General features: G+C 34.2%; 15 protein-coding genes, 1 tRNA gene and 1 pseudogene. 1 reads left to right on the plus strand and 16 read right to left on the minus strand.

Annotated elements, in window-relative coordinates:
* Nucleotides 1–131: 131 nt before the first annotated feature.
* A complete protein-coding gene (locus JFU20_RS12360; RefSeq protein WP_002010390.1) occupies nt 132–1,436 on the plus strand; it encodes a CitMHS family transporter in 1,305 nt (434 codons plus the stop codon).
* A gap of 69 nt (nt 1,437–1,505) precedes the next feature.
* On the opposite strand, the gene JFU20_RS12365 is transcribed toward JFU20_RS12360, so the two are convergent.
* From JFU20_RS12365 to JFU20_RS12435, 16 genes and pseudogenes are all read right to left on the minus strand, one after another.
* Nucleotides 1,506–2,198, minus strand: coding sequence for a response regulator (locus JFU20_RS12365; RefSeq protein WP_002010389.1), 693 nt, complete (start codon nt 2,196–2,198; stop codon nt 1,506–1,508).
* A complete protein-coding gene (locus JFU20_RS12370; protein WP_201038653.1) occupies nt 2,198–3,808 on the minus strand; it encodes an ATP-binding protein in 1,611 nt (536 codons plus the stop codon). The genes JFU20_RS12365 and JFU20_RS12370 overlap by 1 nt, the downstream gene beginning before the upstream one ends.
* 308 nt (nt 3,809–4,116) lie before the next feature.
* On the minus strand, nt 4,117–5,064 hold the full coding sequence (locus tag JFU20_RS30715; protein ID WP_373695849.1) for a methyl-accepting chemotaxis protein: 948 nt from the start codon (nt 5,062–5,064) through the stop codon (nt 4,117–4,119).
* Nucleotides 5,056–6,243: pseudogene (locus JFU20_RS30720) on the minus strand (HAMP domain-containing protein); the annotation flags it as partial. The pseudogene JFU20_RS30720 and the gene JFU20_RS30715, both read right to left, overlap by 9 nt.
* Before the next feature lie 112 nt (nt 6,244–6,355).
* On the minus strand, nt 6,356–7,930 hold the full coding sequence (locus tag JFU20_RS12380; RefSeq protein WP_002010383.1) for a flotillin lipid rafts scaffold protein FloT: 1,575 nt from the start codon (nt 7,928–7,930) through the stop codon (nt 6,356–6,358).
* 12 nt (nt 7,931–7,942) lie between these two features.
* Entirely contained in the window at nt 7,943–8,491 is a 549-nt protein-coding gene (locus tag JFU20_RS12385; RefSeq protein WP_002010382.1) for an NfeD family protein, read from the minus strand.
* A 245-nt stretch (nt 8,492–8,736) separates the two neighbouring features.
* A complete protein-coding gene (colA, locus tag JFU20_RS12390; protein WP_201038654.1) occupies nt 8,737–11,634 on the minus strand; it encodes a collagenase ColA in 2,898 nt (965 codons plus the stop codon).
* Nucleotides 11,635–11,936: 302 nt separating this feature from the next.
* Nucleotides 11,937–14,828 carry a leucine-rich repeat domain-containing protein gene (locus JFU20_RS12395; protein ID WP_201038655.1) on the minus strand — a complete coding sequence of 964 codons (2,892 nt, stop codon included), beginning with the start codon at nt 14,826–14,828 and terminating at the stop codon, nt 11,937–11,939.
* A gap of 129 nt (nt 14,829–14,957) precedes the next feature.
* The gene (gene yhbH / locus JFU20_RS12400) at nt 14,958–16,133 is read right to left on the minus strand and encodes a sporulation protein YhbH (RefSeq protein WP_002010376.1); all 1,176 of its coding nucleotides are present in this window, start codon (nt 16,131–16,133) and stop codon (nt 14,958–14,960) included.
* A gap of 448 nt (nt 16,134–16,581) precedes the next feature.
* Nucleotides 16,582–18,477, minus strand: coding sequence for a PrkA family serine protein kinase (locus tag JFU20_RS12405; protein WP_002010375.1), 1,896 nt, complete (start codon nt 18,475–18,477; stop codon nt 16,582–16,584).
* A gap of 403 nt (nt 18,478–18,880) precedes the next feature.
* Entirely contained in the window at nt 18,881–20,950 is a 2,070-nt protein-coding gene (locus JFU20_RS12410; RefSeq protein WP_201038656.1) for a sensor domain-containing protein, read from the minus strand.
* A gap of 123 nt (nt 20,951–21,073) precedes the next feature.
* Nucleotides 21,074–21,562, minus strand: a complete 489-nt coding sequence (gene trmL / locus JFU20_RS12415) for a tRNA (uridine(34)/cytosine(34)/5-carboxymethylaminomethyluridine(34)-2'-O)-methyltransferase TrmL (protein ID WP_000538149.1) — start codon at nt 21,560–21,562, stop codon at nt 21,074–21,076.
* A gap of 58 nt (nt 21,563–21,620) precedes the next feature.
* A complete protein-coding gene (locus JFU20_RS12420) occupies nt 21,621–22,508 on the minus strand; it encodes an amidase domain-containing protein (protein ID WP_113937851.1) in 888 nt (295 codons plus the stop codon).
* A 44-nt stretch (nt 22,509–22,552) separates the two neighbouring features.
* A complete protein-coding gene (gene queG / locus JFU20_RS12425) occupies nt 22,553–23,695 on the minus strand; it encodes a tRNA epoxyqueuosine(34) reductase QueG (RefSeq protein WP_002091099.1) in 1,143 nt (380 codons plus the stop codon).
* 200 nt (nt 23,696–23,895) lie between these two features.
* Nucleotides 23,896–23,969, minus strand: a tRNA-Gly gene (locus tag JFU20_RS12430).
* Nucleotides 23,970–24,084: 115 nt separating this feature from the next.
* Nucleotides 24,085–24,738 carry a DsbA family protein gene (locus JFU20_RS12435; protein WP_002091101.1) on the minus strand — a complete coding sequence of 218 codons (654 nt, stop codon included), beginning with the start codon at nt 24,736–24,738 and terminating at the stop codon, nt 24,085–24,087.
* Between the last annotated feature and the right edge of the window lie 172 nt (nt 24,739–24,910).

The following is a 24,910-nucleotide window of genomic DNA, read 5'->3' on the forward strand; positions in this document are numbered from 1 at the left end:
TATGTTTCTAATGATGTTATTTCTTTAATTATTTACCATTCGAATTGAACCTTTTATTATAAATAAAAAACCTTTTATCTGAATTTTCGTTTTATATTGAAAGCGCAATCATTTTTTGAGGGGGAGATTACATGGTAGCATTACTTGGATTTGCAATGGTATTCGTCTTTATGTTTTTGATTATGACTAAACGTATGTCAGCCTTAGTAGCATTAATATTAATTCCAATTACTTTCGCATTAATTGGTGGCTTTTATGCCAATATGGGCCCGATGATGTTAGAAGGAATTCAAAAGCTAGCACCTACTGGTATTATGCTTATGTTCGCCATTTTATATTTCGGAATTATGATTGATAGCGGTTTATTCGATCCTGTTATTAGTAAAATTTTAAAATTTGTAAAAGGTGATCCTTTAAAAATTGTTGTTGGTACAGCTATTCTTACTATTATCGTTTCATTAGATGGTGACGGAACAACAACATATATGATTACAGTTTCCGCAATGTATCCACTATATAAACGTCTTGGAATGAATCCACTTATATTAGCTGGGGTTGTTATGTTAGGAGCAGGTGTGACAAATCTTACACCTTGGGGTGGACCAACTGCTCGGGTTATGAGTGCTCTTGGACTTGATGCCTCAGAACTCTTCACACCACTTATACCAGGAATGATTGCTGGTGCAATTTGGGTAGTTTTCGTTGCCTATTATCTTGGAAAAAAAGAAAGAAAACGTTTAGGAATTATGGATGTACAATATTTAAAACAAATGCAAACAATGGATGAGCAAGCTGCGACAGTTGAAGCTGAAATACATAAACGCCCGAAACTGCTATGGATTAACTTTTTATTGACCGCTACATTACTTGTCTGTCTCATACTAGAAGTTATGCCGCTACCTGTTCTATTTACAGTCGCTTTTGCTATTGCCGTTATGATTAACTATCCAAACTTAGAGCAACAAAAAGAGCGTATTGCGTCTCACGCTGGAAACGTATTAGCGGTTGTTTCTCTCGTCTTTGCTGCTGGAATTTTCACAGGTATTCTATCTGGAACAAAAATGGTAGATGCGATGGCTCAAAGTGTTGTTACTCTTATACCAGATGCACTTGGCCCACAGCTTCCAATTATTACAGCTTTACTAAGTATGCCGTTCACATTTTTCATGTCTAATGATGCTTTTTACTTCGGCGTATTACCTATTTTAACGAAAGCTGCTGCCGCTTACGGAATTAGTGCAGCAGAAATGGGACGTGCTTCGTTACTCGGTCAACCTGTTCACTTACTGAGTCCCCTCGTTGCTTCCACTTATTTATTAGTCGGAATGGCCAAGGTTGATTTTGGTGAACACCAACGATTCACTTTACTTTGGGCTGTTGGAACGACAATGGTTATGTTGATTACTGGAATTGTAATTGGAATTATTCCAATATAAGATGAAACTAGAAAAAACAGTAAAGGAAATGTAATAATCCTCTACTGTTTTTATTGTTGTAAAAATCCCCTATGAAGAACCGCGGAAATACCTTCTTTCTGGCCTTCCCACACTTCCATATATAAGCTCCGCATGCACTTTCTTTCCAGAGATCAAATACTCTAAATAGCGCCTCGCAGTTGATCGGCTTACACCTACCATTGAACTTAGTATCTCTGCAGTAATTCCCTCTTCATTAATAGTTAGCATATGCTTTTTTATTTTTGCTAACGTTAAAGGGTCGATTCCTTTTGGCGCATATTCTATTTGATTTGCCTGCACCCCTCTTTGGGACCATAGATGTTCAATCTGTTCTGAAGATAATTGAGTATTTTTCTTTAACTTCGTAATCTTCTTTTGATAACTTTCTAAACTTGTTTTAAACCGATCAAATGTAAGTGGCTTTACAATATAATCTGTTACTCCGCCTCGTAAAGCATGTCGCACTACATCCGTCTCTGATGCGGCTGTAATCATAATAATATCTGTATCATGCAAATTATGCCTAATATATGTGACGAGTTCAGTCCCTTGCATGTCAGGTAAATATACATCTAATAAAACGAGTTGTGGCTTTACAAACTCTAACCATTCTTTCGCCTGTTCCCCAGTCGTTGCTGTTCCAATTACTTTAAACCCTTCAATTTTTTCAGTAAAACGACGATGAATTTCCGCAATCCGAATATCATCTTCTACAATCAATACTTCAATCCCCTCATTCATTACAATTCGCCTCTCTCTTTCGGTAATGCAATGATAAATAAAGCACCACCTAAATCCCCTTTTTCAATCGCAATACTTCCATTTAAATCTTCCACTAACTCTTTCACTTTCGCTAATCCATATCCACGTTTTTCGCCCACTTTCGTCGAAAAACCTTTATAGAATATACTTGTAATTATTTCATCATGAACACCTTGTCCTGAATCTTCTACTTCAATTAATATTTCTTCCCCAATGTCTGTTACAAACATTCTTACTTTCTTATCATGATCTTGATTTCTTTCAATTGCTTCAAATGCATTCGTGATCAAATTCCCTAAAATAGAAACAACGTAATTACTCTCAATATGCGGACTTAACTCTTCTAAACTACTTTCCCGATCTAACATAAAATCAATCTTCAACTCTCGCGCCCTATTATAAAATCCAATTAAAATCCCACCTAACCATGGATTTTGAATTCGTTTCATAATAAATTGAACGAACTCTTGATATACTGCCGTTTCCTTATGAATAAGCTCTAAAGCATCTTCATAAGACTCTAATTGAATAAGACCTGAAAGCGTATACAATAAGTTGTTATATTCGTGCGTTTGCGCCCGCAATGCCTCTGTATACTGCCGTGTTTGAGATAATTCCGCTGTTAATTGATCCATCTCAGATTTCAGGCGTAAACTGGATACTACACCAGTTACTTTATGATTAACTTTAATAGGTAGGCGATTGGCAATAACATCCTGCCCCTTTATATTTAATTGGCGATCAAATTGTTCTTCTCCGGTTTGAAGCACATCCAGTATCGATGAATTAGGAATAACATCTAAAATAAATTCTCCCATTATATTTTGTTGTTTATCTAAAGAAAGGATATCGTATGCCGCTTGATTTACTAAACTAACCATTCCATTTTTATCGATTACTACAATCCCTTCACGTACAGATTGAATAACTGTACTATGCTCCTCGTATAAAGATGAAATTTCTTCTGGCTCCATTCCAAACATCATCCGCTTAATACTTTTTGCTAAATATACAGAGCCTATTATCCCAATTAACAGACCTGTTATTGTAATCCAAAACACACGCTTTCCATACACTTCTATCGCTCCATGAATATCATCCATTGAAAAACCAACAGATACTACACCAATAATTTCATTATCCTGATTACGAATCGGGACTTTTCCGCGTAGTGAAGGCCCTAATGATCCCGTTGCTTTCGAAACATAAGATTCCCCTTCTAATAGAACCCCTTCATTATCTCCGCCAACCATTCTCTCTCCTATTTTATCTCGCTTAGGATGCGCATAACGAATACCATCTTTATTTCCAACTACAATAAAATCAGCATCTGTTTCGATTCGAATTTTTTCTGCAATTGGCTGAATAATAGAAGCTGGATTTTCTTTTTGAAAAGCTTCCCCGATTTCCGGTATAGCAGCAACTGTTTTCGCAACATACAGCGCTCTTTTTCCGATTTGGTCTTCTACTGTTTCAGATAATATGTAGTAAAATAAATAACTCGTTAACAGCCGTACAACAAGAATAAGTGTACTAATAGTTAATGTAATTCTCGGTTGCAGTTTCAATTTCTTCAATTTCAAAATCATTCCCCTAACATGGCTAAAGATAGAATTTAAAGAAAATACAGTTTTTTTAATTATCACCTTTTATCATAACACGGTTACTATATATTTCTTTATCTTTATCTTCATAAAGTGAAACTTTAATCAGTGGGGGTTTTGTTCATCCCCCACTGATTATTAGCCTTCACCAATCGGGCATCTACGGGCCGCCCGACTCCCACCTAACTTCTTTGCTCCAGCCGAATTATGAGGTGGGAGTTTTACTGCCCACAAATAGCGGGATAAAAAAAGAAACGAAGTAAAATTACTACCTCGTTTCTTAATGCTTGTTATTACACTTTAAATTTACCAATCATCTCTTGTAATTCTTCAGCCATTCGCGATAAGTGAACTGCTGCTGAATTTATTTCTTCTACTGAAGCTACTTGTTCTTCAGAGGAGCCAGCAATATTTTGAACGCTTGCTGCATTTTCTTCAATCGTTGCTGCAATTTCATTAATAGATGCACTTACTTGTTTTGTATCTATCGTCATTCGCTTCGCTACATCTACCATACTATCAATTTGTACAACTGTATCATTTGTAGATTTCAATATTTCTACAAAGCTTTGCTTCGCCTCATTTGCAACTACAAGCCCTGATTGTACCTCTGTCCCAACTTGATTCATAGAACTTACAGTTTCTTTTATATCAAATTGTATCTCTTTCACTAACTTTCCAATTTCCGTAGAAGACTGTCCCGATTGCTCCGCTAGTTTACGTACTTCATCTGCTACAATTGCAAAACCTCTTCCTTGCTCTCCAGCTCTTGCAGCCTCAATTGCAGCATTTAATGCTAATAAGTTTGTCTGCTGTGCAATATGTTGAATCACTTCTAGAATAGCTCCAATTTGCTTCGACTTATCATCTAATAAAGAAATGACTTCGTCTGACTGTGACACAGACTCATGAATTAATTGCATTTGATTCACAGTTTGTTCAACTAACTTTCCACCATCTTCAGCTTTTTGCTTCGTATACATAGAGGCTGTGGATACTAATGAAGAGCTATCCGCAACACGCTGAATTCCTTCTGTAACTTCTTCTAACAGAGTCGCTCCTTCTTCAACTTCCCGCGTTTGTATTTCTGCCCCACTCGATACTTGTTCCATCGCCCTTGTAATTTGTTCCGTCGCTTCACTTGCTTGCTTCATACTAGCCGTTAATTCTTCCGAAGAAGCTGCTACATGACCAGCTGAAGTATTAATATTTGAAATTACATCATGTAATGATGCCGCCATCTCATTAAAACTTTCACCTAACTGTCCAATTTCATCCCTCGAACGAACAGCAATTGATTCCGTTAAGTCACCTTCGCTAATTTTCCTCGCTGATATAACAAGTTGCTTTAACGGTTTAATAATAGAAGCGATTATGAAGTAAATTATAATTCCACCAATTATTAACGAGATACCAATAACAGTTAATGTTTTATAGAAAATAGGTTCAGCCGCTTCAATTATTTCTTTTGAAGGCATAATTCCTGCTATTTTCCATCCAGTTTGCTTATTTGTTTTAAAGGTAATATTACGATCCTCACCATCTAATGAGAATTTAAAATCACCTATTTCCTGCTTGTACAGCTCTTTTTCAAGTTTCTCTTCTACCTTCTCCCCCGGCTTTAACGCTGGATGTGCTACTACATTTTTATCTTGATCAAAAATTGCAACATACCCTTCTTTACCGATATTAACCATTTTTGAAGTATTTACAATATCATTAATAATTAAATCAATACCGAGAACGCCACTTTTATCTTCATTTTGTTTTGCTATTGTAACAACAATATTTCCTGTCGTTTTTGATTTATATGGAGCCGTAATAATTACTTCTCCACCTTTTTTCACTGCCTCTTTATACCAATCTCTTTCTGCCGGATTATACCCTTCTGGCATTTGAATTGCCGGTGATTGAATAAATTGCCCATTAATAGATCCAGTATATATTGCTTCCATTTCTGGATGTAATTTATTATATTCTTCTAATTTATTTTGCACGTTTTGAAGCTGATCTGCTTGATAACTCGCTCCAGTGAATAATTTTGTAAAATATGCTGCATCTACTTTCTTACTATCTAACTCTTTATTAATTACATTATTTAAAACCTTCACGTTATCTTTTGCTGATTGCAAAATTGTTTCATTAAAATTTGTCTTCGCCTGCTGATAAGACGTCCAACCAATTACAATACTTGGTGCAATTAAAATAATAATAAATGATACAAGTAACTTTGTTTTTAAGCTTCTACTCCTTAATTTTCCTTGAAACATATTCCTACCCCTCCATACCGTTTTAAATGCAATTGTTTTACATTTAATCTCTTTATACAAATCATACGATTTAAATGTATTGATGAGAGCCTCTTTCTCTTTTCCCTCATCTTTCTCTACATTTAAAGTATTGTTACATACCTTTTTCATTCTATAGAATTTAAATAATTAAAACAATATATAAAAATGTACATTATTCGAAATATTACATTTCACGAAAGAACCTCTAGTATCCCATTTACTAGAGGTTCTTTTCATCTTGCTATTCTTTATCTTTTTTTATTTCTTTCTTCTCACCTTCTACTACAGATACGACAGGTTTATCGTTTGATAGTTGCTGCACGGCACCTTTTCCAGCGAATCCTTCTAGTAATTCTTTTAAATCAATGCCAGAAGAAGCTTTTAACGTTTCTTGCATTGTTGCCATTAAATCAGTCGCATAGCCTGCAACCTTCCCGGCACCGCTATTCTTACCACCGCCGCCTGTATCAACAACTGTAATTTTATCAATATTGCTAAGTGGACTTGCAATTTCTTTCGCATAACTTGGAAGCATTTTTAGAACCATATCCATAATTGCCGCTTGCCCATATAATTCAAATGCTTCTGCAATTTTTTGTTTCGCTTCTGCTTCTGCTAAACCTTTTAACCTAATAACATCTGCTTCCGCTGTACCTTGCGCTTTTTGTACTTCCGCTTTCGCTTGACCTTGCGCTTTTTCAATTTCTGCTTTTGCTAAACCCTCTACACGTACTTCTTCTGCACGTGCTCTTGCTTCTGCTTCAATTTTATATTGATCCGCATCTGCTTTTTTCATTTGTTTTACTTTTTCCGCTTCGGCTGATTGTTCAACAGCATAGCGATCTGCATCTGCCTTTTTCTTTACTTCTGCATCGTATTGCTTTTCACGACGCGCAATCTCTTTTTCTTCTAACTCAATTTGCTTTTCACGCTCAATGATTTTAACTCGCATTTGCTCTTCTGTAACACCTTGTTGCGCTTTCGCTTGTTGTAATTCGTAAGAAAGATCTGCATCTGCACGAGCTTGTTCTTGGTCTCTCTTATAAGATTGTACTTTTAATTCCTTATGTTTTTCAGCTTCAGCGATTTGTGCATCACGCTGGTACTCTGCTTCTTTCGCTTCTTTCTCAGCACGAGCTTTTTCAATTCGTGCCTCTTTTTCACGCTCTGCATTCGCAACTGTTGCATCACGCTTAACCATTGCAATTTGCGGCTGACCAAGTGCATCTAAGTAACCGTTTTTATCCATTATTTCTTTAATTGTAAAGGAAACGATGCGAAGTCCCATCTTCTTCAAATCAGTAGAAGCCACTTCATGCACCTTTTGTGCGAATTGCTCTCTATTACTATAAGCATCTTCTACTGTCATAGAAGATAAAATAGCACGTAGATGCCCTTCTAAAACTTCTTTTGCTTCTACTTTTAACTCTTCCGTTTCTTTTCCTAAATATTGTTCAGCTGCTGTAGAAACTTCTTCAATTGTCGATCCTACTTTAATAATAGAAACACCGTTTACTGTAATCGGTACACCTTGTTTCGTATATGTATCACGTGTTCCAACTTCTAATTTGTAGTTTAATAAGCTAAGAAGTTCTGCCCGTTGCATAATTGGAACAACGAAAGTACCACCACCGCGGATAATCTTAATCTTCTTTCCATCATCAGTGGTAACGACATTCTTTCCACCACCAAGCCAGTTCCCTGTTACAATTAATGCTTCGTCCGGGCCAACTGTACGATACTTCGTAATAAATACTAAAATGAGTAGAAGTAAAATTGCGAGTAAAACTCCACCGATAATTAATGGAATCGTCATGTAAATTCCCCCTTATAATTTTGGTTTTTTTAAAGAATAAGCGATGTTTTGTACAAGCAAAACACCATCTTGAACTCCCTCAATAATGACCTCGGTTCCTTGTGAAATATCTTTTTTCCCAATTGTTTTCGCTGGTATTGCATTACTTCCAAATTGAGATGAGATTAATACTTCACCAAATCCTTCTGTAGGAATTGTCGTAATGACTTCTCCCTTGCGACCAATGAATTCATCCATACGTTGCACAGTATTTTGTTCCGCTTCTGCAATTGGTTTTAAAATTAGTATTTTCATTATGAAAACACCGATAAAAGATATAGCAAATGAGGACCCGAAAATAACGAGACTATTATAAGAATATAAATATTCTCCTATATAACTAAGTCCACATAACATGGCGAAAAAACTAAGTAGCAACGTTACAACGGATACAGATCCTCCACCAAAGCTAAATATTGATTCAAATATATCTCCAAAGAAGATATAAATGACAGTAAGTATAGTTGCAATTATGAATCCGTATAAATAAATTGTTTCAAGTGGATAACCAAACAAGACCATTTCTTATCCCCCTTTCTTAAACAATTCCTTTTTTGTTATATGTATGCCCCACCTCTTCCAAAAATATTAATCTTAATTTTCAGTTATTTACTTTTTAAAGAAAAACCTGTAAGACAGGTCTCTAAAAAAGAACAGGAGAAACCTATTGTGACAGGCTCCTCCTAGTAAATAACCGATATATTGTATATCTATATAATATACTATTTTCCACAAAAAGTAAAGTTAAACATACATTGGAAAAGCACTTATTTTACTGATAATGCGTACGCTCCATCGCCATTATCATATTTATATACATACAAATAATACTTACCTGGTTTTGCATTAAATTTTGCTTCTATATGATTTCCATTAGCTTGACCGTAAGCTGCGTAATTTTGCATATCTGATTCATGGTGAAGTACCCATGTCATCCCGATTCCATACTCATTTAAAACAGAAATATCGATATCTTTCGCTGATGCGACATTAAATGTATAAACATCGGTGTGATCCCCACCGATAAGGCTACCTTTTATAGTAGTGTTTAACCCAATACGATTTGCTTCTTCTGGACGATTATTTGGTTCTGATTCTGTTACACTTCCATCTTTAATTGTAACAGTTGTTTCGCTTCTACTCTCTTTTCCTTTATCATCTTTTACTACTAACGCTACTTTATAAGTTCCTTCTCTTTCATATGCATGTACTGGATTAACTTCTTTACTTGTTCTGCCGTCTCCAAAATCCCATAAATAAGAAACGATTTTTCCATCTTCGTCTTTTGATCCATCACTTTTGAATTGAATTCCTTCTTTTACAAACCCATTATAAGGTCCGTTTACATTAACCGTCGGAGCTTTATTTTCTCCGTCATCTTTTGCGATACCATGGAAGACTACATCATATTCAAATTTATTTGAACTATTCACGCGATAATTAACGAAGTATGCTGTAACCGTTTTGTAGCCACTCCATTCTTTTTGCGTCAATTGTTCTAAAGCCTCATTTACTCTTTTACTCATTGCTTTCCAGTCTTCTGACTCACCTTTTGTTACACTACCTGTAAACGTGCCTTCTAATGTAAATGTATTAAAGAATTGAGATGTATGCTTTGTCATTTTTGTATCTTTCATAGACAACGTTTCACTAATTTCTTTCTTCACTTCTGTTAGTGCTTTTGGTGCATGTTCAGCTAAATAATCATCTGCTACTTCCGGCACATTGTACTTATCTTGATTATCAATTAGCTGCTGCATATACTCTTGATACTCTTTATTTAACTTAGAATCTTTACTTAAAGTCTCACGATACGTATCATAATTTCCCACATCATTCGCACGAATTAAATCTTGAATTTTATCAAACGTTTCAAATTGATGAGTATATAAGTAAGACTGCAATGCGAACGAGTAGTTATAGAAATCCCAAGAACCATATTTAGCAAATAGTGTACGCTCTGCTGTATAACGGCTTGCAGGATCAGATGATAATCCACTAATTATGCTCTTTCTTGGTACAACGTTATTTGTACGAGTAGATCCTGCGAAAAATTCTGCATTCCCTTCTTGGAACCAAGTTAATCTTTCATTTTGATACATATCTCCTCTTCCAAATAAACCGGGAACTTCATATCTCCCTTGAAGATAATGGGTAAACTCATGACGGAATAACTCTTCTAAACTATAAATACTTTGCTCTGGCGTACGCTCATATGTAAAGAATGTGCCTGTCTCTTCAATATAAATCCCACCGTTGTTTGTTTCATATCCGTACAGTTGTCTATTTAATTGATATTCATCTGGAGTGTTATAGATTACTATCGTTAATACATCGTCTGCATTACCTTGTTCTAAAGCTTTGTCATTTCCGATCACACGGTGATATTGCGCTTTTACTTCCTTCGCAGCCCAATATAATCTCTTAATTTTTTCTTCTGACACTTTATCCCCAGTTTTAAATACAATAGATCCATCATCGAATGTATACGTTTTTGGTAAGTATTGCTCTTTTCCTTCTTTACGTATCTTCTCTAAATCTACCGTATTCCCGCTATAATCTTTCCCATTATAGTTTGTTGTAATTTGTTCTACTGCAACAAAATACGACTCACTTAAACGCGGGTACATATGCATTGCCTGTGTAACAACCTCTAATCCTTTATTTGGATTACTATGAAACTTACCTAAACGACTAGCAAAATAAATTCCATTATTAACGAGCCACTTATTTTCTGGCGTTACTTCATTTAAAAGAGCAATACGATTTATTTCATTAATAAACCCATCTACTTTTCCATACCACATCGTTTCATTCGCTTCTTTACGAGCCTCATTTAAGTAAGACTGTATATCATAATCAATGCCTTGCATCATATCGTATACAGCTTGTCCTTTCATACGATCGTCTACATATGCATTAAAATTATCATTATATTGTTTTAAAATATTCGATGCGTATTGCACCGTTTCAACATCACTTGATGCATTACTAATTAATTTTCCGTATGCAGATACGACTGTATCTTGCTCATTTGTTCCAAGCTTAAAGTTGGGATTTTTCGCAATAGCTTTTAACGCTGGTAAACATTTGTCCTGGAAGCTTCTTTCATTTAAGTCGCTTAATTCATTATTATAAAATGCAAGATAAAAAGCTGAACGTAATACTTCAGTAAACGTTTGAATTCCTTTTGAATCATCTTTCGTAAATGTACTACCTCTATGAGCTAATTCGTCTATAATTACTTGCATTTTTCCGTTATCTTTATAAAAGGCTTTTGCATCTTCATTAAACTGGAATAAGTCTGTAATTTGGTGCCACTTAATACTGCCTAACGTTTCAATTAATTCTTGATCATTCATTTTGTTTAAATCAGCCATTGAATAGCTTTCTTTAGCTTGCTTTACTGCCGATTTCTTCGTAATAGATGCTGGTCGCTGTGAAAAATCTCCTACTTTTAAACGTTCTTGAAATGATAATGTTTCCTCGGCTTTAGAAGCGTGTCCGATCTCATCTACTGTTTTTTCAATTCCAACTGGTTTCGAATGCAATACATTATACGGTACCTTTTCTTCTGCTGATACATTCGTTTGAATTGCTCCGAGCGATAGCGCCATTGTACTAATACTAAGCAACACTTTATTGATCTTTGATTGCTTGTTCATATTATTGCCCCCTATTTATATATTCCATTCAAGAAATTAACATATTATCTAGATGAAATGATATAAAATGCAATATTTCATATTATTTCTTCATACATTTTGAACATATAGTGAACGAAAGGGACTTACAGTTTCCGCTACAGTTGCTCCATTATTTAAGCAATCGAAACATCCTCGTATTAATATCCTTCCCCTATTCAAAAAGCCCTTATCATAAGCATATTTCAACATGAAATTGCTATAATAAGGGCTTCTCAAAAACTTATATAATCATTTTGTATAATAATAAGATAAAACGTTATTTATTTCTTAAATAATCTCTTTCTAAATACAAACATACTTAATGCTGAAAGAACAAGTGCTAATCCAGAAAGTAAGGTCGGTGTGTTAGCTTGACCACCAGTTGCTGCTAAAGACTTCTGATTTTCCTCTTGCTTATTAGCATGTTGTTTATTTGAATCTTTTTCTTTCGCACTCTCTTGTCCTACCACTTTTACTGGACCAACTTGATTATTCCCTTTTGGCTCTTGATCCAATCCAGTTGCTGATTCTTTTACCTCTTCTTTTGTACCTGCAACTTCTTTCGCCGGTTCTTTCACTTCTTCTTTTGTACCTGCAACTTCTTTCGCCGGCTCTTTTACTTCTTCTTTTGTTTCTTCAATTTCTTTTACCGGCTCTTTTACTTCTTCTTTTGTTTCTTCAATTTCTTTTACCGGCTCTTTTACTTCTTCTTTTATTTCTTCAACTTCTTTTATCGGCTCTTTTACTTCTTCTTTTATTTCTTCAACTTCTTTTATCGGCTCTTTTACTTCTTCTTTTATTTCTTCAACTTCTTTTACCGGCTCTTTTACTTCTTCTTTTATTTCTTCAACTTCTTTTACCGGCTCTTTTACTTCTTCTTTTTCAACTATATTCTGGATAACTGTTCCATTAAAGCTTATACTAGTTTCATCCGAATCTAAATCAAATTTATATACCTTTTCACCTGGAGTACTCCATTTCATTACTCCGTTATTAAACGTTCCACCCTCACTTGTTAGTTTAATATTCTCAATAGTTTCTCCTTCTAAGTCATATACCGGAACTTGAATTTCTTCATTTACTTTCGCTTCATTTAAAATGATTTTTTGTCTTCCGGCATCAATTGAAAACCATTGACCTAATTGTATTAACGGCCTTACATCACGAATCTCATTTCCAGCTAATTTTAAACTGAGTAGGTCTAACATTGAACCAAGAACTGATACATCTTTAATATGATTATCCGCAAGGTTTAACCACTGTAAATTTTCCAGTGAAGATAACGGCGTTATATCTTCAATTTTATTATGAGATACATTCACGTCTTTCAATTGTTTCAAGTTTGAAATGAACTCAATATTTTTCAACCCTACTCCTTCTAAAGTGAGGTTTTCTAAGTTCGTCATGTATTCTAAACCAGTTAGATCTTTTATCTCTTTTCCTTTTTCTTTAAGTATCTCTAATGTTTTAATCTGTAATAAATCTTCTTTTGTTATAGGGGCATTTAGATTCTCTCTACCAAAATTCTTTTTATTAATATGTTGTTGTAAATTTTTATCAAGAATTACATTTTTACTTTCTGTTTGTTTTTCAACTATACTTTGTATAACCGTCCCATTAAATCTTATTTTACTTTCAGCAGAATTCGTATCTAGTTTAAATTCATATGTTTTTTCTCCAGGGCTATTCCATTTTATAAACCCGTTATTCAGAGTAGCCTCTTCACTTTTCACATTAATATTTTGAAGTGTTTCTCCTTTAAGATTGTATATTGGAATTTTTATTTCTTCATCCACGCTTGCTTCATCTAAAAAGATTTTTTGTCGTTGAATATCAATTGAAATTCGCTTACCTAATTCCTCAACAGGCCTTACGTCAACAATTTCATTTGCTCCAAGGTTCATCTCATGTAAATTTGTTAAATTACTCAGCGGCGATATATCAGAGATATAATTCTCTTCTAAATTCAATACTTGTAATGTTACTAATTTAGATAATGGTGATATATCTTTTATTTCACTATCAGCAATTTCTAGTTCAATAAGATTACTCATTTTACTAATAGGCTCAACATCACTAATTTTATTATTTCCTATCCATAGTAGTTTCACATTCTTTAACTTCTCAATACCCGAAAGATTACTAATTTGATTATTTGCTAAGTATACTTCTTCTAACGATAACACTGTAAATAATGATGTAAGATCCTTTATATTATTACCAATTAAATCTAATATTTTAATCTTTTTCATTTGACTTAACGGTGTAAGATCTGCAATTTTGTTATCTCTTAAAAAGAGCATGTCAAGATTCTCTAGCTTAGAAACGGGTTGAATGCTTTCAATTGGATTAGAGGATAAATCTAAATATTTCAAATGTCTCAATCCCGAGATAACAGATATGTCTGCTACATTAGACTCTCTTAATGTCAACTTCTCTAAGTTTGTCATATATTCTAAACCAGCTATTTCATTTATCCCCTCACCTGAGTATATGGATAATGTTTTAATTTGTAATAAATCTTCCTTCGTTATAGGTTCATTTATATTTTTTCTCTCTAAATTATATTTATTAATATGCTGTTGTAATTTCTTATCAACTATTACATTTGCACTTTCATCTTGTTGTTCCACTTTATTCTCTTTATTTTCCTTTTGTTCTTCTGGAACATTGTTTTCTAAATTTAATGCATTTACTTCAAACTGTACTTGATACTTATTGTCATAAGCCATCGTCGGAATATAAATATGCATTTGCATATTATATCTTTTTCCTAATTCTCCAACTTCAAATTGAATAACCTTCGTCCCATTTTTCTTTTTATCCTCTGATATGACTTTTACATCATGGAATACACCAGGAGTATCAATATCCTCTGTTTTCAAGTATTCGAAGAAATCACTATCACTTAACGTTGCCGTTACAATTTTCTTCCCATTCTCAATGGTTAATTTAGGATCTTTTATATAAACAGCTGCCATAGACTCTTCATTCGTTTTATCTTTATATGCTTTAATAACAGCATCATATGTACCATCTTCTAAAGCATGTCCAGTTTTGTTCGCCTCAATTGCTACAGCTGCTAAAGCAGGCGTTGAATACGTAGCAAATGGAAGCGATAACGCCGCAGCGATAATCATCGCATTTATATGTTTTCTTTTATTTCTTTCCAACTTTACATCTCCTCCAAAATATATAAATCAAAATGTAATCATTTCTCGAATAAATGATAATGATTTTCATTATCGTTGTCAACTAAAAAAATAAAAAGTTTACAAAAAAAATAATCCCTTTAAAAGGGATTATGCCATTTTTTCTCCTGATTCTTCTTTAAAAAAGCTCTTCATCGCATGAAATACATCTGCTTTTTGCTTTAAAATATAATATCTGAAATTCTCGTCTTTAATATTTTTATATGCTGACATAAGCGTACTGTGGCGGTTGTATTGATTCACTTCCCCATACCCAAACATATTACACTTCTTCATCAACTCTTCCACAAGCTTTACGCATCTAGCATTATCCGAAGTTAAATTATCACCGTCTGAAAAATGGAATGGATAAATATTATAACGGTCTGGTGAATATTTATTATCGATTAACTCAAGTGCTTTTTTGTATACGGAAGAACAGATCGTTCCACCACTTTCCCCTTTTGAGAAAAACTCTTCTTCTGTGACGACCTTCGCTTCCGTATGGTGAGCAATAAACTCAATGTCTACGGTTTCATACTTTGTGCGTAAAAATCTTGTCATCCAGAAAAAGAAGCTACGTGCCATATACTTCTCCCATATCCCCATCGATCCACTCGTATCCATCATCGCTAATACAACGGCTTTTGAATCTGGCTTTAACACTTCATTCCAAGTACGGAACTTTAAATCTTCTTGGTGAATTGGATGGAAAGATGCTTTACCACGCATTGCATTTCGTTTATATGCAGATATCATCGTCCGCTTCTTATCAATATTTCCCCATAATCCTGTTTTTCTAATATCATTAAATTCAATATGTTCAATCCGGTTTTCATCCATTTCTTTTCTCTTTAAATTAGGCAGCTCTAACTCTTTGAAAAACGCTTGCTCCAATTCTAAAATTGAGACTTCTGCTTCATAATAATCTTCTCCAGCTGCATCTCCTGCCCCTTGCCCTTTTCCTGGTCCCTTCTGCTTTTGACCACCTGATCCATCTCTTGCAACAACATCACCAACTTTGCTGTCACCGTTTCCTTGCCCAACGTGTTTGTTTTTATCATAATTGTATCTAATCTTATATTCATCTAAAGAACGAATCGGTATTTTCACAACATCCTTGCCATTAGACATAACTATACTTTCTTCTGTTACAAGGTCTGGTAAATTATTTTTGATTGCCTCCTGCACTTTTTCTTGATGGCGTTGTTGGTCGTCATATCCTTTGCGATGGAGGGACCAATTTTCCTGTGAAATCGTGTAATTTGGTTGGTTCTCTTCGCTCATTCCTTTCCCTCCTTACTGTAATTGTCTTCCCCTATGAACAGCAATCTATAATTTTGTTTTCTAGTGTGCGTAACTAGAATATTTGAAAAATAACTGTTCATCGAAAATCATCCCATAAACATATATAGCGTTTTTCATACAATACTCCGAGCATCCTAAACAAAATTTTGCCACTCACATAATAGAAAGAAACATTCAGCCGTTGATAAGAAAGAAACACAATGCATTGTTGCACACATTTTCGTTTTGCAACATATTGTATTGTGTTGGCTTTTTTGTATGAATGGTTGGTTACTCTATCATATGCATATTGTAAAAATAATTGACAAGAAATTCATAAAATCGCATCTTAATTTATTATATTTGGACAAGCTATGACATTTTTTACAAATATCAATAGATAACAAAACGCCGTCCCAAGAATAAGAGACAGCGTTTTGTTATCAAACTATCGATTTAACAAACTACCTACATATCGTAACAATTCATTCGCAGATGAAGAATTATAGCCATGCTCATCAATTAAGCGTGCAACAACATCATTGATTTTCTTAAGCTGATTTTCGTCTGGTGTTTTCGTTGATGTTGTAATTTTCACTATATCTTTTAAATCGGCAAATAGTTTTTTCTGAATCGCTTCACGAAGACGTTCGTGTGAATTATAATCAAAGCGTTTTCCTTTACGTGCATAAGCAGAAATGCGAATTAAAATTTCTTCACGGAATGCCTTTTTAGCATTTTCTGAAATTCCAATTTGCTCTTCAATCGAACGCATAAGTTTTTCATCTGGGCTCATTTCTTCACCAGTTAACGGATCACGTAATTTTGATTTATTGCAGTATGCTTCGACGTTATCTAAGTAATTATCCATAAGTGTCTTAGCTGATTCTTCGTATGAATAAACAAATGCTTTTTGTACTTCTTTCTTAGCAATTTCATCGTATTCTTTTCTCGCTAATGAGATGAAATTCATATAGCGCTCTCGGTCCTCACTACTAATTGACGGGTGCTGATCCAATCCGTCTTTTAACGATCTCAGTACATCTAGTGCATTAATAGATGGTACCTCTTTTCGAATAATTGTAGAAGAAATTCGGTTAATGACATAACGAGGGTCAATCCCCTTCATACCTTCATCTTGATATTCGCGTTGCAGTTCCTCTACATCAATCGTATTATATCCTTCTACCGTTTCTCCATCATATAAACGCATCTTTTTAATTAAATCAATATCTGGACGCTTCGGGTCTTTTAAACGAGTTAAAATAGTGAACATTGCTGCAACACGAAGTGTATGCGGTGCAATATGAACATTGGACACATCACTTTCACGAATCATTTTTTCATAAATATGTTCTTCTTCACTAACCCGTAAATTATATGGAACCGGCATTACAATAATTCGTGAATGCAATGCTTCATTTTTCTTATTTGCTATAAATGAGCGATACTCTGTTTCATTTGTATGCGCTACAATTAATTCATCTGCTGAAATAAGCGCAAATCTTCCTGCTTTAAAATTCCCTTCTTGTGTAAGCGATAGTAAATGCCATAAAAATTTCTCATCACATTTTAACATCTCTTGGAATTCCATCATGCCGCGGTTCGCCTTATTTAATTCTCCATCAAATCGATATGCACGAGGATCTGATTCCGAACCGTATTCTGCAATTGTAGAAAAGTCTAGACTACCTGTTAAATCGGCAATATCTTGTGATTTTGGATCAGAAGGACTAAATGTACCAATTCCTGTACGGCGATCTTCAGAGAAGAAAATACGCTCTACAACTACATCCTCAATTCTTGACCCATATTCTTGCTCTAGACGCATAACATTTAATGGTGATAAATTCCCTTCAATCCTTACTCCATATTCATCAAAGAAATCATTCCGTAAATGCTGTGGAATTAAATGAAGTGGATCTTCATGCATTGGGCATCCTTTTATTGCAAAAATCGCTCCACGATCTGTTCGTGAATATGTTTCTAATCCTCGTTTCAACATCGTAACTAATGTTGATTTCCCCCCACTAACAGGCCCCATTAATAACAAAATACGTTTCCTAACATCTAATCGTTTTGCAGATGGATGAAAATATTCTTCCACAAGGCGTTCTAAAGCATCCTCTAATCCAAATAGCTGATTACTAAAGAAGTTATATTTTCTTCTACCATCAACTTCTTCAATTCCAGCATCTTTTACCATATTGTAAATGCGAGAGTGTGCTGTTTGAGCCACCCATGGTCTTTCTTTCACAAGCTCCAAATACTCCGCAAACGTACCTTCCCATTGTAAACGTTCTTCTGCTTCCCGATATTGTTCAATTTTCTTTAGAATATCCATTATAGCTCCTCCCCCATCTCCTTGTTCAATCGGATTATTATAAAAGGTATGCTAGGATGTCCTTAAACATTCTTTAAATCAAAACGAAATATACAATAGCGCTATAAAATTCTCTCCAAAATTCAAAGAAAATTCTGTATAATAAAGGTATTAAAGTTTTCACGCTGCTATTCATTGTAAATAAATTCTTTTCTTCTAGGAACCTTACATACATTTCGATTCACAAATAGGATTCGTAAACCGAAAAAGTAAGGAGGAAATTAGTATGAAGTTATTATTAATTTTAGGTGTATCGCTCACATTTCTTACAGCTATTTTCACATCTGGTTATAACGATAAGCCAGGTACACAAAAAAAGTGATGTGCTTTTCAGCACATCACTTTTTTTCTTGTTTTTTATACACTATTTAAAATAAATATTTTCCACATCGTATATCGATAAAGGGCGATTATAAAAATAACCTTGTGCTATTTTTACATTTTTCCCCTTTAAAAATTGTATTTGTTCCGCCTTTTCTACTCCTTCTGCAATTACATTTAACCCTAGAGTATGTGCTAAATTAATAATTGCAGCCGTAATATTCGTATCTCTTTCATCTTTATATATACCTTCCATAAAAGAACGATCAATTTTTAACGTATCAATCGGATATGTTTTTAAATAACTTAAAGATGAATATCCCGTTCCAAAGTCATCTAAATGAATCTTTAAATTTTGTTCTTTTAACTGCAATAACACTCTTTTTGATACATCTTTATGTATAAGAGCCCCTTCTGTAACTTCTATTGCTAATAAATGAGGGGGAACGTTGTACTTATTTAAAGCACGTGTAATCATCTCTATTAATGTAATAGAACGAAAATGTTTAGCTGAAATATTAACTGCGATTGGTACAACCACATATCCTTTATTTAACCATTCACGTATCTGTTCACAAACTTGATGTACTACCCATTCATCAAGTTTAATAATAAACCCTGTTCTTTCAGCAAGTGGGATAAATTGATTGGGCGAGACAAAACCTAGCTCCTTATTCTCCCACCTTATTAATGCTTCCATACTGGCTATCTTCCCCGTTTCAATATTAATTTGAGGTTGATAATATAGGGAAAATTCATTTTTCTCTATAGCACGATGTAACTGATTTTCTATTATAAACCTTTGTTCACGTTCACAATCTAATCCACTACAATAAAAATGATAATACCCTTTTCCTTTTTCCTTTGCTTTTTCCAAAGCTGCGTCGACTCTTTGGAAAAGGATTTTTTCATCCATTCCATCTTCTGGGGCCATTACAATCCCAATTGATGCACTCAAATAAACATCCTCTTCTTCTATTACAAAATGCCCACTAATTTTTTTTAATATTGTTTGTGCAACTTCCTCTACGTATTCTCTCGTTATATTTTCTATTAACATAACAAATTGATCATCATGTTCTCTAAATAAATGCATATCTTCTATTTTTAGGTCTCGTAAGCATTCAGTAACTTTTTTTAAGACTTGATCCCCTTCTTTATGACCAAATGTATCATTAATAAGGTGAAATTCATCCAAATCTATAAAAACCAATGCGAATTCTTTATTCTCAGCTAAAAATTCATTTAGCTTATTTGTACATGATATTCTATTCATTAACCCCGTTAACTGATCAAAGTAAGCCAAATATTCTGTTTTCATCTCATTTAATACTTGCCTTGTAACATCCCTCGTAACAATGTACACCCCGACGATTTCACTATTCACAATAATGGGGATTGTCCTCACGGAAATATAAAGTTCATATCCTTCTTTATGAATATATTTCTTTGCAACAATTTGTTTTGCTCTTCCCTGTAAAGCATTTTTAAATATAATTTGAAAAGTTTTTTCATATTCTTTATTTATAAACTGAAAAATAAATTGGTCCTTTAACTCTTCATATCGATACCCAAAAATTTCATAAGTCGCTGGATTTGCATATGTAATTCTTCCAATAGAATCTACAGATATAATGGAATCATTATTATATTCTAGTAATGACTTAAAGAACATTTGTTTTTCTTCTATTTCCACTTTTTTCTTAACCTGTGCTGTAATATCTCTAGTAATACAAATAATAAACTGACATGTTCCATTTACATCGCATACTGGATTAAGTGAAGATTCATAATGTATATCACCAGTTGGCAAACTAATTACATCACAAAATGTAATTGCTCTCGCTTCTCTCATTACTTTTTCATATTGTCCTTGCAATAACCTTGCCGTATCTTCTGGTAATACTTCTGCAAAAGTTTTTCCATAACATTCTTTCCCTAGCCTGGCGTGATCCATTCCTATTTTATTCACATAAATATATTTAAAAGTTTCATCATCAATAACTTTCACAATAAACACTAAATCTTGAATAGCATGTAACAATCCCTGTCTTACTAAATCCATATCTATCATACTTAAAAAGGTATTTTGATTATTATATTGTTCCTTCATATTTATCTCAACCCGTCTTATCTATTTTTATTCATATATCTCATTCTATATGAATATGTACCTTTTTTAAAATGTATGATTACATATTTTTTTAAAAATAAAAAAGCCGCCAAATGGCGACTTTTAATAAACGATTTCTAAATCTAATCCTGGATAATTTTGTTGACGGAACGCTTCATAAATTAAAATTGCTGCTGTATTAGATAAATTTAACGAACGTACTTTATCCGTCATTGGAATACGTAAACAATGATCGAAGTTTTCTTCAATTACATTAGCTGGTAATCCATTTGTTTCTCTTCCAAATACGAAATAGTAATCCTTCTCACGTTTGCTATAATCAAATGCTGTATGAGCTTTCTCGCCATACTTTGTTAAATAAAAGAATTCACCATCTTTATTTTTCTCATAAAATTCTTCGATTGAATCATAATACGTAACTTTTACGTGCTGCCAATAATCTAATCCTGCACGCTTTAACATTTTGTCATCCGTTGAAAATCCAAGCGGTCTAATCAAATGCAATTCTGTTCCAGTTGCTGCACAAGTACGTGCAATATTTCCTGTATTTGCTGGAATTTCTGGTTGATATAAAACAACATGTACTCCCACGCGATATTCACCTCTATTTTTTATCTACTACGTATTATACCACTTGAACGAAAAATCTCTACCCATTAATAATATGAAAGAATTTATATTTCATTTGTGGTGTATATTTACTAGAATCTTCATAGTTCCAATAACGCCTGCGGCTATTCGCTGAATGTGCATTTACAAGCGGCATACCATCTGCGTCTTTTGCTACTACAATTGTCGTATGATTCCACCTACCATCATCCTCAAAATCATACGCAATTACATCGCCAAGAATAAGGTCTTCTGGCCTTTCCACTGCTTCTGCTCGAAGCCCTGTTGTAGCACCTGACAAATACCAATAAAAAGAGTGTGCTACAGCCCAGCTCCAACTCCACTGGTTTCCCCTTTGCCACCACCCTTTACGAATGTTAGGATGTCCATTCATCGGTACTTCTCCAGTGTGCAGACATTGTGAAATGAAATTTGTACAATTATCCGGAAAATTACGGTATGCAGAATTACGATCATCCCACCAACGCTCTGCATATTTCACTGCCTCTAAACGATTATATTGATATGAACCGTATTTTTCTTTCGTGACTTCCCGTTCTAACGTTTCACCTATTCCTATTTCTTCTGACACTTCAAGAGCATAATCATCTATTATACAACTATTTTTTAAATAAACTCGTCGTTTTAATTGTTCCTCTTCGATATAAAATAATTCTTTATGCTTAATTAAATATTTCAAGTGTATTTGATAATCAATTTCTTGATGCTCATTACTATTTAATTGTCTAATGAAAGAAATATCTGCAGTTGCTTTCACTATATGTGCACTACGCTTTTGAAACAATTGTTTCTTTCTCTGTACCATTTGTAACAAATCTACTGCAATACCATCTACATCTGTTCGTTTCTCTGTTATATATGCTAAAAACTGTTGCACTTGCTTTTCAATATTCGCTTTTACAACCATTTCGTCTCCCTCCCATATTACAATATGAAAAAGGGAGATATTATCTACTCTTTTTTCTGTGCTAACAATTCAAGTCCACGATTCATTTCATGAAGAACCTCTTCATCTTTCTCACGTTCCATCGCTTTTTCAATCGCTTCTCCTACTCCATCTCCACCAATTTTCCCAAGTGCCCATGCTGCTGTTCCTCGAAGTACTGGTCTTGGATCATCTTTCATAACACCGATTAAATCAGGAATTGCTGCTGTTTCTTTAAAATGTGCAAGTGCTAAAATAGCATTTCGTTGCAATGGTTTTTTACCTCTCCATGAACCAGACATAATTCCATACTTATCTTTAAAATCACGATTACTAATTGTTAAAAGTGGTGTTAATAACGGTTTAACTAACTCAGGGTCAGGCTCCATTTCAGGATGGTTATGAAAATCCATTCCTTTATTTTTCGGACAAACAGTCTGACACGTATCACATCCATATATACGGTTTCCTATTTTATCGCGATATTCTTCAGGCAGAAACCCTTTTGTCTGTGTTAAAAATGCAATACATTTCTTCGAGTCCAACTGCCCGCCTTGTACTAAAGCACCTGTAGGACAAATATCAATACATTTCGTACAACTTCCACATTGATCTTCTATTGGCCGATCAGGAGGGAATGGAACATTCGTAATCATTTCTCCTAAGTATACATACGAACCAAATTCCGGCGTAATAATAGCGCAGTTCTTACCACTCCATCCAATACCGGCACGCTCTGAAACAGCTCGGTCACTTAGCTCCCCTGTATCAACCATTGATTTCACTTCTATATCCGGCAGCTTTTCGATTAAATACGCCTCTAACTTTTGCAAACGATCTCGTAGAACAAGGTGATAATCTTGGCCCCAAGAAGCACGGCAAAAAATCCCACGTCGTTCCCCACGTTTACTTAATGGTGCATTTTTTAATTTTGAAGGGTATGCTAAAGCAATCGCAATAATTGATTTCGCACCAGGTAACAATAGCTGTGGATTCGTTCTCTTCTCTATATCAGGCTCTTCGAATCCAGACTGATAATTCAATTGTTGTTGCTGGATTAGACGCTGCTTTAATTCCTCAAATGGTGAAGCACTGGCAAAACCTATTTTATCTATACCAATCGTTTTACTATACGCAATTACATCTTGCTTTAATTGTTCAAAGTCCATTTCCAATCGCCTCCACCGATGAATCCATCCCTTATGTAACGACTATACTGGTTATCAATTCACTTTTGGAATAATATTCTTCACTTCTATTTTCGCATACAATTATGATTTTCAAACATTAAAAAACGCAATGCTTCGTTTATCTTAGAAACGAAACACTGCGTTGATCACAATTTATTAGAAAAACATTAAATAAAATTTGGAGCGGGTGAAGAGAATCGAACTCTCGACCAGAGCTTGGAAGGCTCTTGTTTTACCACTAAACTACACCCGCAAATATGAAAAAAATATAAGATATTGAAATAACTTATGTAAAGTAGTATAGCATGTAAAAAAAATCGAAGCAAGAAATTTATCGAAAAAAGTCGAAAAAGTGATGAGATACCTCATCACTTTTTCAATTCTTTATCAATCGCCTTCTTCATACTATCGAAATCAGGGTTTGCAAGATTCCCATTTATATATACTGAAGGAGCACCTTGAACTTTTAATTTTTGAGCACGATCTGAATCTTTACGTACTTTGTCTTTCATTTCTTTACTGTGTAAATCTTTTTTAAACTGTTCTACATTAATTTTCGGAAGCTTTTCTTTCACAATATTAAGAAGTAATTCTTCTGTAATCCATTCTTCCGTATCTTTCTTTTGATTTTGATAAATCTCATCATAGAAAATCCAGAATGAATCTTGATCTTGTTTATAAATTGCTTCACCGGCAGCTGCACCTAAATCAGAGTCTTTTCCTATAAACGGGAAGTTAATAAAATATAACTGCACTTTACCTTTATCAATATACTCTTCTTTTAATCGTGGTAATACTGTTACATCCCAAGTACGACAAGCTGGACATTTAAAGTCTCCAAATTCAACTACCTTAACTGGAGCATCATCTTTCCCTAAAGATTGTTGCGTAGAATAAGCAAACATCTCATTCCCTTTATCTTTCTTGTCATTTATGATGCTATACACAATCGTCCCGATTACAATCAATACTGCGATAGAAAAAACTATACCAAGAGCCATGAGTTTGTTTGATGATTTCATATACATTCCTCTTTAATTTCATATTCTGTATACATCATTGTACACAATACACATAATATCAATACTTACATAGATCACGCAATGAACACGCTCACATAAATTACAAAAATACAACATTTGTGACAATATTGTGTCGCCTTTTGTCACAAATTATCCAAAAAAAGAAGCTCCT

The organism is Bacillus sp. TH30, from assembly GCF_016650875.1.
GTDB classification, from domain to species: domain Bacteria; phylum Bacillota; class Bacilli; order Bacillales; family Bacillaceae_G; genus Bacillus_A; species Bacillus_A mycoides.